14 protein-coding genes and 1 pseudogene are annotated in these 16,315 nt (G+C 69.2%); 11 read left to right on the top strand and 4 right to left on the bottom strand.

Features of this window, described 5'->3' with window-relative positions; all coding sequences use genetic code 11:
* Positions 1–3: 3 nt before the first annotated feature.
* The 9 genes from VPA02S_RS00075 to VPA02S_RS00035 all read left to right on the top strand — a co-directional run bounded on the left by VPA02S_RS00075 (position 4) and on the right by VPA02S_RS00035 (position 11,882).
* Positions 4–1,254, top strand: coding sequence for an efflux RND transporter periplasmic adaptor subunit (locus VPA02S_RS00075; protein WP_012747671.1), 1,251 nt, complete (start codon positions 4–6; stop codon positions 1,252–1,254).
* Between the two features lie 40 nt (positions 1,255–1,294).
* Positions 1,295–4,570, top strand: a complete 3,276-nt coding sequence (locus tag VPA02S_RS00070) for an efflux RND transporter permease subunit (RefSeq protein ID WP_012747672.1) — start codon at positions 1,295–1,297, stop codon at positions 4,568–4,570.
* Positions 4,571–4,603: 33 nt separating this feature from the next.
* Positions 4,604–6,091: an efflux transporter outer membrane subunit gene (locus VPA02S_RS00065; protein WP_062361434.1), complete on the top strand. Its 1,488-nt coding sequence runs from the start codon at positions 4,604–4,606 to the stop codon at positions 6,089–6,091.
* Between the two features lie 87 nt (positions 6,092–6,178).
* Positions 6,179–7,618: a cobyric acid synthase gene (locus tag VPA02S_RS00060; protein ID WP_062361431.1), complete on the top strand. Its 1,440-nt coding sequence runs from the start codon at positions 6,179–6,181 to the stop codon at positions 7,616–7,618.
* The gene (gene cobT / locus VPA02S_RS00055) at positions 7,615–8,664 is read left to right on the top strand and encodes a nicotinate-nucleotide--dimethylbenzimidazole phosphoribosyltransferase (protein WP_062361429.1); all 1,050 of its coding nucleotides are present in this window, start codon (positions 7,615–7,617) and stop codon (positions 8,662–8,664) included. Before VPA02S_RS00060 ends, cobT begins: the two co-directional genes overlap by 4 nt.
* Before the next feature lie 4 nt (positions 8,665–8,668).
* Positions 8,669–9,463, top strand: a complete 795-nt coding sequence (locus VPA02S_RS00050) for an adenosylcobinamide-GDP ribazoletransferase (RefSeq protein ID WP_062361426.1) — start codon at positions 8,669–8,671, stop codon at positions 9,461–9,463.
* On the top strand, positions 9,460–10,011 hold the full coding sequence (locus VPA02S_RS00045; RefSeq protein ID WP_012747677.1) for a histidine phosphatase family protein: 552 nt from the start codon (positions 9,460–9,462) through the stop codon (positions 10,009–10,011). Before VPA02S_RS00050 ends, VPA02S_RS00045 begins: the two co-directional genes overlap by 4 nt.
* Positions 10,012–10,055: 44 nt before the next feature.
* Entirely contained in the window at positions 10,056–10,940 is an 885-nt protein-coding gene (locus tag VPA02S_RS00040) for a helix-turn-helix domain-containing protein (protein ID WP_244883313.1), read from the top strand.
* A 45-nt stretch (positions 10,941–10,985) separates the two neighbouring features.
* Positions 10,986–11,882: an SDR family NAD(P)-dependent oxidoreductase gene (locus VPA02S_RS00035; protein WP_062361423.1), complete on the top strand. Its 897-nt coding sequence runs from the start codon at positions 10,986–10,988 to the stop codon at positions 11,880–11,882.
* A gap of 29 nt (positions 11,883–11,911) precedes the next feature.
* Here VPA02S_RS00035 and nth read toward each other — a convergent pair whose 3' ends face one another.
* On the bottom strand, positions 11,912–12,559 hold the full coding sequence (gene nth, locus VPA02S_RS00030; RefSeq protein ID WP_012747680.1) for an endonuclease III: 648 nt from the start codon (positions 12,557–12,559) through the stop codon (positions 11,912–11,914).
* 106 nt (positions 12,560–12,665) lie between these two features.
* Between nth and VPA02S_RS00025 the strand changes: the two genes are divergently transcribed.
* The gene (locus VPA02S_RS00025) at positions 12,666–13,853 is read left to right on the top strand and encodes an aminotransferase-like domain-containing protein (protein WP_062361420.1); all 1,188 of its coding nucleotides are present in this window, start codon (positions 12,666–12,668) and stop codon (positions 13,851–13,853) included.
* A gap of 10 nt (positions 13,854–13,863) precedes the next feature.
* On the opposite strand, the gene VPA02S_RS00020 is transcribed toward VPA02S_RS00025, so the two are convergent.
* Positions 13,864–14,091: a hypothetical protein gene (locus VPA02S_RS00020; protein WP_012747682.1), complete on the bottom strand. Its 228-nt coding sequence runs from the start codon at positions 14,089–14,091 to the stop codon at positions 13,864–13,866.
* Positions 14,092–14,154: 63 nt separating this feature from the next.
* Here VPA02S_RS00020 and VPA02S_RS00015 point away from each other — a divergent pair, with 63 nt between their 5' ends.
* The gene (locus VPA02S_RS00015; RefSeq protein WP_062361416.1) at positions 14,155–14,481 is read left to right on the top strand and encodes a DUF6172 family protein; all 327 of its coding nucleotides are present in this window, start codon (positions 14,155–14,157) and stop codon (positions 14,479–14,481) included.
* Between the two features lie 9 nt (positions 14,482–14,490).
* Here VPA02S_RS00015 and VPA02S_RS00010 read toward each other — a convergent pair whose 3' ends face one another.
* Both VPA02S_RS00010 and VPA02S_RS31900 read right to left on the bottom strand, forming a co-directional pair.
* Positions 14,491–15,558 (bottom strand): Ldh family oxidoreductase, encoded by a 1,068-nt coding sequence (locus VPA02S_RS00010; protein WP_062361413.1) that lies wholly within the window; start codon positions 15,556–15,558, stop codon positions 14,491–14,493.
* A gap of 481 nt (positions 15,559–16,039) precedes the next feature.
* Positions 16,040–16,315 (bottom strand): annotated as a pseudogene (locus VPA02S_RS31900) (IS110 family transposase); the annotation flags it as partial.

The following is a 16,315-nucleotide window of genomic DNA, read 5'->3' as shown; positions in this document are numbered from 1 at the left end:
ATCATGTCGAACAACAAGCAAAACCTTTCTTCCGCCGCCCGCAAGGGCCTGTGGCCCGCAGTGACCGGCCTCACCGCACTGCTGGCGGTGGCCGCCGCGGTGCTCGGCATGCACAGCTTCAAGGCGGAGGCCACGGCACCGGCCGCGGCGCAGCAGGGCACGCCGGTCTCGGTGGCCACCGTGGCTTCGAGCGAGATCAACGCCTGGGACGAGTTCTCGGGCCGGCTCGAGGCGGTGCAGCGCGTCGACGTGCGCTCCCGCGTGGCGGGCGCCGTGCAGTCGGTGCACTTCCGCGAAGGCGCGCTGGTGAAGCAGGGCGACCTGCTGATCACCATCGACCCCGCACCGTACGCGGCCGAAGTGGAGCGCGCCGAAGCGCAGGTGGCCTCGGCCCAGGCCCGCCAGGCCTTCAGCCGCAGCGAGCAGGAGCGCGCCAAGCGCCTGTGGGACCAGCAGGCCATCGCCCAGCGCGAATACGACGAACGCGTGAACGCCGCCCGTGAAGCCGAAGCCAACCTGCGTGCCGCGCAAGCGTCGCTGCAGTCGGCGCGGCTGAACCTGGGTTACACCCAGGTGCGGGCGCCGGTGGCGGGCCGCATCGGCAAGCTCGAAGTGACGATGGGCAACCTGGTGGCCGCCGGCCCCGGCGCGCCGGTGCTGACCACGCTGGTGTCGGTGAGCCCGATCTACGCGAGCTTCGATGCCGACGAGCAGGTGATCACGCGGGCCCTGAAGGACCTGCCGAGCGGCGCCAGCGCCCGCGGCCAGATCGAGAGCATTCCCGTGCAGATGGGCACCGCCGGCCTCGAAGGCACGCCCTTCACCGGCAAGCTGCAGCTGATCGACAACCAGGTCGATGCGCGCAGCGGCACGGTGCGTGTGCGGGCCTCGTTCGACAACAAGGACGGCGCCCTCATTCCGGGCCAGTTCGCCCGCATCCGCATGGGCCAGGCGCGCAGCGACTCGGCCCTGCTGGTGAGCGAGCGCGCCATCGGCACCGACCAGAACAAGAAGTTCGTGATGGTGGTGGGCGAGGACAACAAGGCCACGTACCGCGAAGTGACGCTCGGCGCATCGATCAACGGGCTGCGCGTCGTGAGCAAGGGCCTGAAGGCCGGCGACCGCGTGGTGGTCAACGGCCTGCAGCACATCCGCCCCGGTGCGCTGGTGGTGCCGCAGACCGTGACGATGGACGCCAAGGCCGACACCAAGCAACAACAACCGGAACGCGTCGCGGAAGCCGCGAAGTCCTGAACTCGGTGGGGAGCGCATTTGCGCTCGCCGGAGAAACAACATGAATCTCTCTAAATTCTTCATCGACCGGCCGATCTTTGCCGGCGTGCTGTCGCTATTGATCCTGATAGCCGGCCTGATCGCGCTGCGCGGGCTGCCGATCTCGGAGTACCCGGAAGTTGCGCCGCCCTCGGTGGTGGTGCGCGCCCAGTACCCGGGCGCCAACCCGAAGGTGATCGCCGAAACCGTGGCCACGCCGCTCGAAGAGCAGATCAACGGCGTCGAGGGCATGCTCTACATGGGCAGCCAGGCCACCACCGACGGCGTGCTGACGCTCACCGTCACCTTCCGCCTCGGCACCGACCCGGACAAGGCGCAGCAGCTGGTGCAGAACCGCGTCTCGCAAGCCGAGCCGCGCCTGCCGGAGGAAGTGCGCCGCCTCGGCATCACGACCGTCAAGAGCGCGCCCGACCTGACGATGGTGGTCCACCTCGTCTCGCCGAACAACCGCTACGACATCAACTACCTGCGCAACTACGCGGTGCTGAACGTCAAGGACCCGCTCGCGCGCATCGAAGGCGTGGGCCAGGTGCAGATCTTCGGCGGCGGCGACTATTCCATGCGCGTCTGGCTCGACCCGCAGAAGGTCGCGCAGCGCGGCCTCTCGGCCAGCGACGTGGTGGCTGCGATCCGCGGCCAGAACGTGCAGGCCGCGGCCGGCGTGGTCGGCGCATCGCCGGGCCTGTCGGGCGTGGACATGCAGCTCTCGATCAATGCGCAAGGGCGCCTGCAGAGCGAGGAAGAGTTCGGCGACATCATCGTCAAGAGCGGCACCGACGGCGCCGTGACCCGCCTGCGCGACATCGGCCGCCTCGAGATGGGCGCCGCCGACTACTCGCTGCGTTCGCTGCTCAACAACGACCCGGCCGTCGGAATGGGCGTGTTCCAGGCGCCGGGCTCCAACGCGCTCGACATTTCGTCGAACGTGCGCAAGACGATGGCCGAGCTCAACAAGAACATGCCCGAAGGGCTGGAGTACCGCATCGCCTACGACCCGACGCAGTTCGTGCGCGCATCGATCGAATCGGTGATCCACACGCTGCTCGAAGCCATCCTGCTGGTGGTGCTGGTCGTGATCCTGTTCCTGCAGACCTGGCGCGCGTCGATCATTCCGCTTTTGGCCGTGCCGGTGTCGGTGATCGGCACCTTCGCGGTGCTGCACGTCCTCGGCTTCTCGATCAATGCGCTGAGCCTGTTCGGGCTGGTGCTGGCGATCGGCATCGTGGTGGACGACGCCATCGTGGTGGTGGAGAACGTCGAGCGCAACATCGAGGCGGGGCTCACGCCGCGCGAAGCCACGTACCGCGCGATGCGCGAAGTGTCCGGCCCCATCATCGCGATCGCGCTGGTGCTGGTGGCCGTGTTCGTGCCGCTGGCCTTCATCAGCGGTCTCACGGGCCAGTTCTACCGCCAGTTCGCGGTGACGATTGCGATCTCGACGGTGATCTCGGCGATCAACTCGCTCACGCTGTCCCCCGCGCTCGCCGCCTTGCTGCTGCGCGGCCATGACCAGCCCAAGGACGCATTGACGCGCGGCATGGACAAGGCCTTCGGCTGGCTGTTCCGCGGCTTCAACAAGCTCTTCAGCCGTGGCGCGGAAGCCTACAGCGGCGGCGTCAAGGGCGTGATTTCGCGCAAGACGCTGATGCTGGTAATCTACCTCGCGCTGATCGGCGTGACCTTCGGCCTGTTCAAGGCCGTGCCCAGCGGCTTCGTGCCGGCGCAGGACAAGCAATACCTGATCGGCTTTGCCCAGCTGCCCGACGGCGCCACGCTCGACCGCACCGACGAAGTGATCCAGCGCATGGGCGAGATCATGAAGAAGAACCCGAACGTGGAAGACGCCATCGCCTTCCCGGGCCTGTCGATCAACGGCTTCACCAACAGCTCGAACTCGGGCATCGTGTTTGCCACGCTCAAGCCCTTCGACCAGCGCAAGCGCGCCGACCAGAGCGGCGGTGCGGTGGCCGGGCAGCTCAACGGCGCCTTCGCGAGCATCCAGGACGCCTTCATCGTGATGTTCCCGCCGCCGCCGGTGGCGGGCCTGGGCACCACGGGCGGCTTCAAGCTGCAGATCGAAGACCGCGCCTCGGTCGGCTACGACCAGATGGACGCGGCGGTGAAGGCCTTCATGGCCAAGGCCTATGCCGCGCCGGAGCTCACGGGCATGTTCACGAGCTGGCAGGTCAACGTGCCGCAGCTGTATGCGGACATCGACCGCACCAAGGCGCGCCAGCTCGGCGTGCCGGTGACGGACATCTTCGACACCATGCAGATCTACCTCGGCAGCCTGTATGCGAACGACTTCAACAAGTTCGGCCGCACCTACAGCGTGCGCGTGCAGGCCGATGCGCCGTACCGCGCCCGCGCCGAAGACGTGGGCATGCTGAAGGTGCGCTCGACCACGGGCGAGATGGTGCCGCTGTCGGCGCTGATGAAGGTCAATTCGACCTTCGGGCCGGAACGCGCCATGCGCTACAACGGCTACCTGGCGGCCGACATCAACGGCGGCCCGGCCCCGGGCTATTCGTCGGGCCAGGCGCAGGACGCGATCACCAAGATCGCGGCCGAGACGCTGCCCAAGGGCGTGAGCTTCGAGTGGACCGAGCTGACCTACCAGGAAATCCTGGCCGGCAACTCCGCCTTCCTGGTGTTCCCGCTGGCCATCCTGCTGGTGTTCCTGGTGCTGGCCGCGCAGTACGAGAGCCTGACGCTGCCGATCGCGATCATCCTGATCGTGCCGATGGGCATCCTGGCCGCGATGACCGGCGTATGGATATCGGGGGGTGACAACAACGTCTTCACGCAGATCGGGTTGATCGTGCTGGTGGGGCTGAGTGCGAAGAACGCGATTTTGATCGTGGAGTTTGCGCGCGAGCTCGAGTTCGCCGGGCGCACGCCGATCCAGGCCGCGATCGAAGCCAGCCGCCTGCGCCTGCGCCCGATCCTCATGACCTCGCTGGCCTTCGTGATGGGTGTGCTGCCCCTCGTGCTGTCGACCGGCGCGGGCTCGGAGATGCGCAAGGCCATGGGCGTGGCGGTGTTCGCCGGGATGATCGGCGTGACGGCCTTCGGCCTGTTCCTCACGCCGGTGTTCTATGTGCTGCTGCGCCGCCTGGCGGGTAACCGCGCGCTCAAGCTGCATGGCGAAGTGCCGCATGGCGAGGAGTTTGTCTCGGCGGGCCATCCGGTCGCTGCGGCACCCTCGTCGCACGGTGGTTCGGGCGGCGGCGGGCTGCACCCGGTGCCGGCCTCGCCGCGTCCTTCGCATGACTGATCGCCTGGTCGATCAAGAAGAAAGTTCATCATCATGAAATTCGCATTTCAACCCTGGGCCCGCACTGCCTTGCTGCCGCTGGTCGCAGCCCTGGTGCTGGCCGGCTGCGCGAGCGTGCCCTCCGGCGTGCCCGAGATCCAGACCACCGCCGAGTTCAAGGAGCAGGGCGCCGCCCCGCCCGCGGGCTGGACGCGTGCCGTGCCCTCCGAAGCGCAGGCGCGCGGCGCCTGGTGGCTGGCGTTCAACGATCCGGTGCTCAATGCGCTGGTCGAGAAGGCCGACGTCAGCAACAACAACATCCAGGCCGCGGCGGCGCGGCTGGCCGAGGCCCGCGCGCTGGCGCGCAGCGCCAATGCCGACCGCATGCCGCAGATCGGCCTGGGCGCGGGCGCCAACCGCGGCGCCGGCCTCGACAAGGCCACGGCCAGCACCCGGCCGGCCACCATGACCAACATCGGCGCCACCTTCTCGTACGAGGTCGACCTGTTCGGCCGGCTTTCGGGCGCGAGCAATGCGGCCAAGCTCGATGCGCAGGGCCGCGAGGCCCTGCTGCAGAGCACGCGCCTCGCGGTGCAGGCCGAAGTGGCCCAGACCTACCTGCAGCTGCGTGCGCTCGACGCCGAGCGCGCGCTGGTGCGCGAGCAGGTCGAGGCCTACCGCGACACGCTGCGCCTCTCGCAGCGCCGGCAGCAAGCCGGCGACATCGCCGAGCTCGACGTGGCGCGCGTGCAGACCGAGGTCTCGTCCACCGAGTCGGACGCGCTCGCGCTCGACCGGCAGCGCGCCCAGGTCGAGCATGCGCTCGCGGTGCTGGTGGGCGACTCGGCCTCGAGCTTCGGCCTGCGCACCGACGACTGGGCCACCGCGCTGCCGTCCGTGCCGCCCGGCGTACCGGCCACGGTGCTGACGCGCCGCCCCGACGTTTCGGCCGCGCAGAACGCGGTGCTCGCAGCTCAGGCCCGCGTGGGCGTGGCGCAGGCGGCGTGGTTCCCGGACATCTCGCTGACCGGCGCGGCCGGCTATGCATCGCCCGAGATCGGCGACCTGTTCAAGTGGTCGGCCCGCTCGTGGGGCGTGGGTGCGCTGCTCTCGCTGCCGATCTTCGACGGCGGCCGCCGCGAAGCCGGCGTGCAGGGCGCCAACGCCCAGCTCGACGGCGCGCTCGCGAACTACCGCAACCAGGTGCTGGTGGCGTTCCAGGAGGTCGAAGACCAGCTGTCCGCGATCCGCATCCTGCAGGAGCAGTCGGCGGTGCAGGCGCAGGCCGTCACCTCGGCGCAGCGCGCGACCAGCCTGTCGGACACGCGCTACCGCAACGGCTACATCAGCCAGCTCGACCTGCTCGACGCCCGCCGCAGCGAATTGCGCAACCGGCGCCAGGCGCTGCAGGTGAAGTCGGCGCAGTACCAGGCGGCCGTGGGGCTGATCCGCGCCATCGGCGGCGGCTGGGAGGTGCCGGCGGCCACCGCAAAGGCGCCGCCCCAGGACGGGGCAGCCGCGGTACAGACCGCGGCGCGCTGAAAGAAAAACCAAGGGGCGCAAGCCCCTTTTTCTTTGCCTCTTCGCGGCTGCCGCAAGAGGGCTGCGGCGACAACGGACAATAGCCGCATGACAACCCGATGCGTGATGGTTCTCGGCACGACCAGTGGCGCCGGCAAGAGCTGGCTGACCGCCGCGCTGTGCCGCTGGTACGCGCGCCAGGGCCTCAAGGTGGCGCCCTTCAAGGCGCAGAACATGAGCAACAACGCCCGCGTGGTCGACGGCGGCGAAATCGGCAGCGCGCAGTATTTCCAGGCACGGGCTGCCCGTGCCGTGCCCGACGTGCGCATGAACCCGCTGCTGCTCAAGCCCGAGCGCGACACCCACAGCCAGGTGGTGCTGATGGGGCAGGTGAGCGCGGAGCTCACGGCCATGCCTTGGCGCGGGCGCAGCGAGCGCGTCTGGCCGCGGATTGCAGAGGCGCTCGACGCGCTGCGCGCCGAGAACGACGTGGTGGTGATCGAAGGCGCAGGCTCGCCGGCCGAGATCAACCTGATGGCCAGCGACATCGTCAACCTGCGCGTGGCCCGCCATGCGGATGCGCGCTGCCTGCTGGTGACGGACATCGACCGCGGCGGCGCCTTCGCGCATCTGTACGGCACCTGGGCATTGATGCCCGAGAGCGACCGCGCGCTGCTGCGCGGCTTCGTGCTCAACAAGTTCCGCGGCGATGCCTCGCTGCTGGCGCCGGCGCCGCAGCAATTGCAGGCGCTGACGGGCATCGCCACCGTTGCAACGCTGCCGATGTGGCGGGAGCACGGCCTGCCGGAAGAAGACGGCGTGTTCGACGACAGAAGCCACGCGAGCGGGCCTGTCACGCGCACGGTTTGCGTGGTGGCCTACCCGCGCATCAGCAATCTCGACGAGTTCCAGCCGCTCAAGAACGTGCCGGGCATCCGCCTGGTCTGGGCGCGCACGCCGGCGGAGCTGGCCGGCGCCGACTGGATCGTGCTGCCCGGCTCCAAGCACACCAGCGGCGATCTCGCATGGCTGCGCGCGCAGGGGCTGGACCGTGCCATTGCCGCGCACGCGGCCGGCGGCGGTGCCGTGCTGGGCGTCTGCGGCGGCCTGCAGATGCTGGGCGAGGCGCTGGTCGATCCGCACGGCATCGACGGCAATGCGCCCGGCCTGGGCCTGCTGCCGCTGGTGACGGTGTTCGAGCGCGAAAAGACCGTGCGCCACCGCACGGCCGTCTTCGGCCAGCTGGGCGGCGCATGGGCGTCGCTCTCGAACGTGCCGGTGGCGGGCTACGAAATCCATCACGGCCAAACCGCCATCCACCCGCAGATGGCGCAGGACGGCCATGCCGTGATGCCCGGGGGTTTGGCCTGGCAGAACGCGCGCGGCAACGTGCTGGGCCTCTACCTGCACGGCCTGTTCGAGGACGCGGCCGCGCTCCACGCACTCTTCGGCGCCGCGGCACCCACGCTCGACGCCACCTTCGACGGCCTGGCCGATTTCATCGACAACCACTTCGAGGCCGGCGTACTGCAGGGCCTGATCGCATGACCGACAGCAACCAGACCATTCCTTCCATCCCCGACATCCATGACGGCGCCCTTGCGGCGCGCCTGCAAAGCGCGCTCGACAACAAGACCAAGCCGCTCGGCGCGCTCGGCCGGCTCGAGAGCCTGGCTTTGCGGATCGGCCTCGTCCTGGGCAGTGAAACGCCGGTGCTCGAAGCACCGCAGATGCTGGTGTGCGCGGCCGACCATGGCCTGGCGGCGCGCGGCGTCTCGGCCTTTCCGAGCGACGTGACCTGGCAGATGGTCGAGAACTTCCTGGCCGGCGGCGCGGCCGTCAGCGTGCTGGCGCGCCAGCACGGCCTCGCGCTCACCGTGGTCGACTGCGGCGTGCGGCGCGACTTCCAGGCCCGCCCCGGGCTGGTCTCGCGCCGGATCGCCGCGGGCACTGCCGATGCATCGGTTGGCCCTGCCATGACGCCGTCGCAGTGCGCGCAAGCCATCGCCAACGGGCGCGAGGTGGTGCGCGCGCTGCCGGGCAATGCCTTGCTGCTCGGCGAAATGGGCATCGGCAACAGCTCGGCCGCGGCGCTGCTGCTTGCGCGGCTCGCGGGGCTGGACATCGACGGCTGCACCGGCTCCGGCACCGGCCTCGACGCCGCGGGGCTCGCGCGCAAGCGGGAGGTGCTGCGCGAGGTGCTGGCGCTGCATGCGGCTGCGAGCGAGCCGCTCGATGCACTCGCTGCGTTCGGCGGCTTCGAGATTGCCACGCTGGTCGGCGCGGTGCTGCAGGCGGCGCAGGAGCGGCGCGTGATCGTGGTCGATGGCTTCATCGCGAGCGCCGCGGTGCTGTTGGCGCAGGCGCTGCAGCCGCATGTGGCGCAGCGCTGCGTGGCCGCGCACAGCTCGGCGGAACCCGGGCATGCGCTGCTGCTGAAGCACCTCGGCCTTGAGCCCTTGCTGAACCTGGACCTGCGCCTGGGCGAAGGCTCGGGCGGCGCGCTGGCCTGGCCGCTGCTCGAATCGGCCTGCCGCATCCTGCGCGAGATGGCCAGCTTCGAAGCCGCCGGCGTGTCGCGCAAGGACAGTTGAACCCATGAACGGTGTCCGCCACTACCTGCTGGCGCTGCAGTTCTTCACGCGCGTGCCGGTGACCGGCCGTCTCGCCGAATGGATCGGCTTCAGCCCACAGATGCTGCGCGCAAGCGCGGCGCATTTTCCGGGCGTGGGCTGGCTCGTGGGTGGCGTGGGCGCAGCTGTTTTCGTGCTCGCGCTGCGGGGCTTGCCCGGTGTGGCCGGCGCGCTGGCCGCGGCGCTGCTGAGCATGGCCGCAACGGTGCTGCTGACCGGCGCCTTTCATGAAGACGGACTCGCCGACGTTGCCGACGGCCTGGGCGGATCGGCCGACCGCAGCCGCGCGCTCGAGATCATGAAGGACTCGCGCATCGGTGCCTTCGGCGCCATTGCGCTGGTGCTGGCGCTCGGCCTCAAGGCCGCGCTGCTCGCGTCGATGGCGGGGCAGGGCGCGCAGGCGGTGGCCGGTGCCATCGTCGGCGCGCATGTGCTGTCGCGCCTGGCGCCGCTGTTCCTGATCCGCTGGCTGCCGTATGTGGGCGACAGCGGCGCGAGCAAGGCCAAGCCGCTGGCCGATGCGATCGGCGGCGGTGCCTTGCTGGTCGGCGTGCTCTGGTCGGTGCCCGCTGCCCTGCTGATGCTGGCGACGCAGGGCCCCGCACGAACGATCGCCATGGCGGTGGCATGCGCCCTGGCGGCGCTGGTCATGGCGCGCATGTTCCGGCGCCGGCTGCAGGGATTCACCGGCGACGGGCTCGGCGCGACGCAGCAGCTGTGCGAGCTCGCCATCTACCTGGCGCTGGCGTGGCAGGCATGAAGCTGTGGCTGGTGCGCCATGCGCAGACAGACGCCGCGCCGGGCCTTTGCTACGGCCGCACGGATGTGGGCGTGCCGGCCGAGGCGACGCTGGCGGTGGCGCATGCGGTGGCTTCGCGCCTGCCCGCGGACCTGGCGCTGGCGCACTCGCCCCTGCGGCGCTGCGCCGAACTCGCGCAGACCATCGGCAGGCTGCGTCCGGACCTTGCCACGCGCGCCGATCCGCGCCTCGCCGAGATGGATTTCGGCGCCTGGGAAGGCCGGCCCTGGTCGTCGATTGCCCGCGCCGAGTTCGAGGCGTGGACCTGCAATTTCGCCGAAGGGTGCCCGGGTGGGCATGGCGAAAGCACGGCCCGCTTCATGCAGCGCATCGGCACGGCCTTCGATGAATGGCGCGCGTCGGGGCAGGACGCGGTGTGGGTCACGCATGCGGGCGTGATGCGGGCGGTGGAGCTGCTGCATCGCGGCGTGCGGCGCGTCGACGATGCCGCGCAGTGGCCGTCGGCGCCCATTGACTATGGGGCGTGCCAGCTGATCGAATGCAGCTGATGCACGGCGGCACCCGCTGCCGCGCGCCACGGTCCGCCAACGCGATGCCGACACTGCCCAAGAACGAACGCTTGTACCTGCGCCTCGACGACGACCCCTTGCACGGGCCGGAGGCCGGCATGCCCGCGGACACGCTGCGCGCCTTTTCGGTCGCCGAGCCGCTGCGGATGCACGTTGCGCACATTCTTCTCTACAGGGAAACGCTGCCCGAGGGCCGCGAGGTTCTGGAGCGCGTGCTGCCCGATGGGGCGGTGCGGCTGGTCTTCAACCTGGGCGATGCGCCCTCGGCGGGCGAGAGCGCCGGACATGCGGTCGAGGCCATCGGCGCGTCGGCGGCGCCGGCCCTCGTGCGCCTCTGCCGGAAGATGGAAGGGCTGTCGGTGACCCTGCGCCCCGGCGCGGCCGCGGCGCTGCTCGGAAGGCCGGCCAGCGAGATCGCAGGCACTGCCGTGCACCTGGACGAACTGTGGCGCGGCCGCGGCGCCGAACTGCTGGAGCGCATCGCGCTGCAGCCGGATGACGCGTCGCGCGTGTCGGTGCTGTGCGCGGCCCTGCAGCGCCGGCTCGCCGATGGCGACGGCGCCGTCCACGCGGCGGCCATGCGCGCGGCGCAACTGATCGCCACGTCGGGCGGGCGGCGCCCGCTGCGCGAGGTGGCGGCTGCCGTCGGCCTTGGCGAGCGGCGGCTGCAGCAGGTCTTTCGGCAGCAGGTGGGGCTGTCGCCGCGGGCCTGGAGCCGGCTCGCGCGGCTGCATGCCTGCGTGCGCGCCTTGCGCCTGCAGCGCGAGCCCGCCTGGGCCAGCCTTGCGCTGGATGGCGGTTTCTATGACCAATCGCACCTCATCAACGAGTTCCAGGCGCTTTGCGGCCTCACGCCTACGGAGTTTCTGGGTCGCGCGATTTCGGGTTCTTCCAAGACGGCGGATTGACGCGGCTCTACCGTCGCTTCTCACTCGCAACGAAAGGACAGGACGATGCCATCTGAAAGCAGGGAGCGACAGTTGAAGGGCTGCGTGGCCGTGGTGACCGGAGCGAGCCGCGGCGCCGGCCGCGGCATTGCGCTGGAACTGGGCGCCGCGGGCGCCACCGTGTACGTCACCGGTCGAAGCACGCGCGGGCAGCCGGCAAAAAGTTATGGCCAGCTGCTCGTGCTCTCGGAGCTCGAAGCCCTGCCGGGCAGCATCGACGAAACTGCCGACGAGGTCGCGCGCCTGGGTGGACGCGGCATTGCGGTGCGCTGCGACCACACGCAGGAAGACGAGGTGCAGCAGCTCTTTGCGCAGGTGCAGCGCGAGCAGGGCCGCGTGGACCTGCTCGTCAACAACGCCTGGGGCGGCCACGAAACTTTCACCGGCGTCTTCGAGGCGCCGTTCTGGGAGCATCCGCTTTCCAACTGGGACTCGATGTTCGACCGCGGCGTGCGCAACCACCTGCTGGCCAGCCGCTTTGCCGCGCCGCTGATGGTGGCGCAAAAGAGCGGGCTGATCGTGACCACCACCTTCTGGGACCGCGGCAACTACCTGCGCGGGAACCTGTTCTACGACCTCGCCAAATCGGCCATGACCCGGCTGGCCTTTGGCATGGCGCAGGAGCTTCGTCCGCACGGCGTCGCTTCGCTGGCCGTGTCGCCGGGCTGGATGCGCACCGAGTTCGTGCTGGCGGCCCACAAGACCGACGAGGCGCATTGGCGCGAGCACCCGGCCTTGGCGCGGACCGAGTCGCCGCGCTATCTCGGCCGCGCGGTGGCCGCGCTCGCGGGCGACGCGCGGGCGCTCGAGAAAAGCGGCGGCGTGCATCGCGTGGCCGACCTGGCGCGCGAATACGGCTTCACCGACATCGACGGCCGGCAGGTCGAGGCATTCGAGCTGTAGCTGGGGAACAGGCCGGGCTCAGTACGGCCTCAGGCCGACTTGGGCCGCGGCGTCTTCGGCTTGTAGTCGCAAAAGGGTGCCACCGCGCATTCCCAGCACTTCGGCGTGCGTGCCACGCAGATGTAGCGCCCATGCAGGATGAGCCAGTGGTGCGCATGCAGCCGGAATTCGAACGGCACGCGTTTCTCCAGCTTGAGCTCCACTTCGAGCGGCGTCTTGCCCGGCGCGAGCCCGGTGCGGTTGCTGACGCGGAAGATGTGCGTGTCCACGGCGATCGTCGCCTCGCCGAACGCCACGTTGAGCACCACGTTGGCGGTCTTGCGGCCGACGCCCGGCAGCGCCTCGAGTTCGGCGCGCGTGCGGGGCACCTCGCCGCCATGCTTCTCCACCAGGATGCGGCAGGTCTCGATCAGGTGCTTGGCCTTGCTGCGGTACAGCCCGATGGTCTTGATGTAGTCCTCCAGGCCCTCCACGCCCAGCCTGAGGATCGCCTGCGGCGTGTTCGCCACCGGAAACAGCTTGCGCGTGGCCTTGTTCACGCCCACGTCGGTCGCCTGCGCCGAGAGCAGCACGGCGGCCAGTAGCTCGAAGGGCGTGGCGTATTCGAGCTCGGTTTCGGGGGTGGGGTTGGCCGCCTGCAGGGTGGCAAAGAAGAGGGGGATGTTGTCTTTTTTCATGGGGTTCCGGGCAAGGCGCCCAATATATCGCCGGCGGCCCAAAGCCGACCGCGGCGCATGCCGCCGCACTTTCGCCACAATAGCGACCCAGAAAGTGAGACTTCCCATGCAATTCGCCTCCCGCCTCGACAACGTCGAAACCTCCGCCATCCGCGAACTCTTCAAGCTGCTGGGCAAGCCCGGCATCATCAGCTTTGCGGGCGGCTTCCCCGACAGCGCCATGTTCGACGTGGAGGGCCTGAAGGAGGCGAGCCAGAAGGCGCTGACCGAGGAGCCCGGCGGCGCGCTGCAATACGGCGCCACCGAAGGCTACGAGCCGCTGCGCACGCAGCTGGGCGCCTTCATGAAGACCAAGGGCGTCGACGTGGACCCGAGTGGCCTGATCGTCACCACCGGCAGCCAGCAGGCGCTCGACCTGCTCGGCAAGACCATGATCTCGCCCGGCGACAAGGTGATCGTCGAGGGCCCGACCTTCCTGGCCACCATCCAGTGCTTCCGCCTCTACGGCGCGCAGCTCATCAGCGCGCCCATCGATGCCAACGGCGTGAAGACCGACGAGCTCGAAAAGCTCATCGCCGAGCACAAGCCCAGGTTCGTCTACCTGATTCCCACCTTCGGCAACCCGAGCGGCGCCATGCTGAGCCTGGAGCGCCGCAAGAAGGTGCTCGAGCTGGCCGTGAAGTACCAGACGCTGATCGTCGAGGACGATCCCTACGGCGACCTCTACTTCGGCGAAGCGCCGCCGCCCTCGATCCTGGCGCTGAGCAAGGACGTGCCGGGCAGCCGCGAGCTGCTCGCGCACTGCGGCAGCCTCAGCAAGGTGCTGAGCCCGGGCCTGCGCATCGGCTGGATGATCGCGCCGGCCGAACTGCTGGCCAAGGCGACGATGTGCAAGCAGTTCAGCGATGCGCACACCAGCACCTTCTCGCAGGCCACGGCCGCGCAGTACCTCAAGAGCGGCCGCATGCCGGCCACGCTCGCGCACGTGCGCGAGGTGTACGGCCAGCGCGCGCAGGCCATGGGCGCGGCGCTCGAGCGCGAGCTGGGCGATGCGGTGAGCTTCACGCAGCCGCAGGGCGGCCTGTTCTTCTGGGCCCGCCTCACGGGCGCCAACGGCAAGCTGGCCGATGCCAACGAATTGGCCAAGCGCGCCATCGAGAAGCTCGTGGCCTTCGTGCCCGGGGCGCCGTTCTTTGCGGAGAAGCCCGATGTCGCGACGCTGCGCCTGAGCTTTGCGACGGCCGACGTGGCCAAGATCGAAGAGGGCGTGAAGCGCCTGGGCCAGGCCCTGTAGGCCTCCCGACTCAGGGCGAGCGGTGCAGGCGCGGCGCCGCCAGCAGCGCGAGGTTGTCCGCAATGGCCGCATCCACGTTCGGATAGCGGCCTTTCATTTTCGATAGCGTCATGATGGTCTGCAGCGCCTTCAGGTCCTTGACCGAGGGTGCGACCTTGATCTGCGCGATGGCCGCCGATGCGTTGCCGCCGTTGACCAATGCCATCACCTTGCTTGCCCAGTCGTTTGCGCGCGCCATGTCTTCACCTGCTTTCGTTTGAACCACCGCCGACTGTACACAGGCCGCGGGTTAGGATCGACCATGAGAAAAACCTTTCAGCTTCAGGTCGAGGGCAAGCACCCCGACCGACTCCTCGAAGCCATCAAGCACGAGATCCGCAAGTACATCAAGCGCGAGCGCCGCCGCGTCCTGCCAGAAGGCGCGGACTTCTGGGACTTCGACTGCAGGTTCGGCGCCTCCGAAGAAACCGCCGAGGCCGTGCACCTGTCGGCCATCACGGGCCTGATCGACGGCATTGCCAAGGAAGGCGGCAAGCAGTTCTACGTCGAGGTCGTCGCCAAGCCCGGCAAGCGCAAGCCGCGCGCAGCCGGGGAGCCGGCGCAAGAAGAGCCGCCCGAAGAAATCTAGCCAGCTATCTCAGAGCAGCGCCTGCGCAAGGCGCAGCCCGTGGCGCTGCTCCGCATCCTGCAGCGACCGCGCGATCGACGGGTGCAGCCGCACCCCGTTCTTCGACTGCGCATCGCGGCGCTTCAGGCCGCCTTCGCCCGGCAGCCGCACGGGCCTGGCCGGATCGATCGGCCGGTTGTTGCGGCACTGCGCCGCCACATGGTCCATCTGGCGCAGGAAGGCTTCCTTGCCGCCGAAGGCATGCAGATCGTGCAGCGTGACGTGCACCGTCGCGCCCCAGCCCTCGGGCGGGTCGGCGCGGCCATGTCCGGCGAGGCCGGCCGTCAGCGTCTCGACCAGCAGCGCCATGCCGTAGCCCTTGTGCCCATGGCTCAGTCCGCCCACGGGCAGCAGCGTGCCGGGCGGCTGGTCGAACAGCACCTGCGGGTTGTTCGACGGCTTGCCGGCGGCGTCGATCAGCCAATCCTCGGCAAAGGTTTCGCCGGCGGCGCGCTTGCGGTTGCTCATGCCGTTGGTGGTGATGGAGGCCGAGATGTCGACCATCACGCCGCCTTGCGAGAGCGGAAAGCCCATGGCCAGCGGATTCGGCGTGAACACCGCCTGCGTGCCGCCGAAGGGCGCGACGCTGGCGGTGTTGGGGTCGGAGCAGGCGAGCAGCATCAGCATGTCTTCCTCGAGCGCGCGCAGCATGTACACGGCGAGGCAGGCGATGTGGTGGCTGCGGCGGATCACGAGCGAGGCGGTGCCGAGTTCGCGGGCGCGCGGAACCAGCAGGTCCATGCCCTGTTCCATGAGCCAGGGGCCGGGCAGGCGCTTGCCGTCCCAGAGCACGGCGGCCGGGCGGTCCGACAGCACCTCGGGCGCGCCTTCCCGCGTCATGCCGCCGGATTCGAGTTCCTTCACATAGCCGGCCAGCAGCGCGAAACCGTGCGTGTCGTGGCCCAGCAGGTCGCCTTCGACGAGGGTGCGGGCGACGCTGTCGGCCATCGGAGCGGCGAGGCCGGCCTTCTGCAGCAGGGCGCTGGCGTAGTCCTTGAGCGCCTCGGCGCGGTAGAGGGGGGCGGTGGTGTCGGTCATGTCATGTCTCCTTCAAGCTGCTTGTTGCGGGTTTGCTTGGGCTTGTATTTATGGGTGTGTGTTCGTTTGGGCCGCTGTTGCTCAGGGCGCGTGCACAGGCCACCGGGTACTCCCCTCCGCGAATGTCCCCCGGCCTTCGGCCTCCTCCTTGTACCGGGACTTCTCGCGCAGTCAAGCACGGGTTTGGGTTGGTTTTTCTGCCAAGCTGTATCGCTTGCGAGGCATTGAGGATCGAGGCGCAACGAAACGAGGAACAGACTGCACATCTACCGACGGTCTTGTTGCACTGGCACGTGGCCGTGCGGACCCAGATACGAACCGCTCAGCGGGGCTCCATTCATTTCTCGTGATGCCCACTACAACCGGCATCACCAAGGAGGAGTCGAGCTTGCCCGCTGCCGGTCTGACCTGTTCATTGCATCTTCGAACTCACGTCTGGCAAGCAAATAAACAACAACAAAGGGTATCCGAACGGCTGGCGCTACGTCGCGATCACCGCGACGATGACGCCTGGTGGTTTGGTACTGACGTGGTGCGCATCGAAGGGCCGGCCCCGTGCGAACACGGCCCACAGAATGCGTGCGTTCTTGTTGGCCAACGCCACCACGGCCTTCTGCCAGCCGCAGCGCTCGCGCAAGGCCTGCACCCAGCGCGAGATCGGGTCGTCGCGCCTGTGCGCCGTCAGCACTATCGACTTGGCCCCCTGGATCAGCAGCGTGCGCAGGTACGCGTCGCCGCGCTTGGTGATGCGCCCCCA

The sequence above is a fragment of the Variovorax paradoxus NBRC 15149 genome (assembly GCF_001591365.1).
In the GTDB taxonomy this organism is placed as follows: Bacteria; Pseudomonadota; Gammaproteobacteria; order Burkholderiales; family Burkholderiaceae_C; genus Variovorax; species Variovorax paradoxus.
This window is presented reverse-complemented; position numbering and strand designations above follow the sequence as displayed.

Excerpts from the sequence above, each read along its gene's own strand:
- cobT (WP_062361429.1), top strand. The coding sequence starts at position 7,615 with ATGACCGACAGCAACCAGACCATTCCTTCCATCCCCGACATCCATGAC.
- VPA02S_RS00025 (WP_062361420.1), top strand. The coding sequence starts at position 12,666 with ATGCAATTCGCCTCCCGCCTCGACAACGTCGAAACCTCCGCCATCCGC.
- nth (WP_012747680.1), bottom strand. The coding sequence starts at position 12,559 with ATGAAAAAAGACAACATCCCCCTCTTCTTTGCCACCCTGCAGGCGGCC.
- VPA02S_RS00010 (WP_062361413.1), bottom strand. The coding sequence starts at position 15,558 with ATGACCGACACCACCGCCCCCCTCTACCGCGCCGAGGCGCTCAAGGAC.
- VPA02S_RS00075 (WP_012747671.1), top strand. The coding sequence starts at position 4 with ATGTCGAACAACAAGCAAAACCTTTCTTCCGCCGCCCGCAAGGGCCTG.
- VPA02S_RS00045 (WP_012747677.1), top strand. The coding sequence starts at position 9,460 with ATGAAGCTGTGGCTGGTGCGCCATGCGCAGACAGACGCCGCGCCGGGC.
- VPA02S_RS00065 (WP_062361434.1), top strand. The coding sequence starts at position 4,604 with ATGAAATTCGCATTTCAACCCTGGGCCCGCACTGCCTTGCTGCCGCTG.
- VPA02S_RS00035 (WP_062361423.1), top strand. The coding sequence starts at position 10,986 with ATGCCATCTGAAAGCAGGGAGCGACAGTTGAAGGGCTGCGTGGCCGTG.
- VPA02S_RS00015 (WP_062361416.1), top strand. The coding sequence starts at position 14,155 with ATGAGAAAAACCTTTCAGCTTCAGGTCGAGGGCAAGCACCCCGACCGA.
- VPA02S_RS00050 (WP_062361426.1), top strand. The coding sequence starts at position 8,669 with ATGAACGGTGTCCGCCACTACCTGCTGGCGCTGCAGTTCTTCACGCGC.
- VPA02S_RS00070 (WP_012747672.1), top strand. The coding sequence starts at position 1,295 with ATGAATCTCTCTAAATTCTTCATCGACCGGCCGATCTTTGCCGGCGTG.
- VPA02S_RS00040 (WP_244883313.1), top strand. The coding sequence starts at position 10,056 with ATGCCGACACTGCCCAAGAACGAACGCTTGTACCTGCGCCTCGACGAC.
- VPA02S_RS00060 (WP_062361431.1), top strand. The coding sequence starts at position 6,179 with ATGACAACCCGATGCGTGATGGTTCTCGGCACGACCAGTGGCGCCGGC.
- VPA02S_RS00020 (WP_012747682.1), bottom strand. The coding sequence starts at position 14,091 with ATGGCGCGCGCAAACGACTGGGCAAGCAAGGTGATGGCATTGGTCAAC.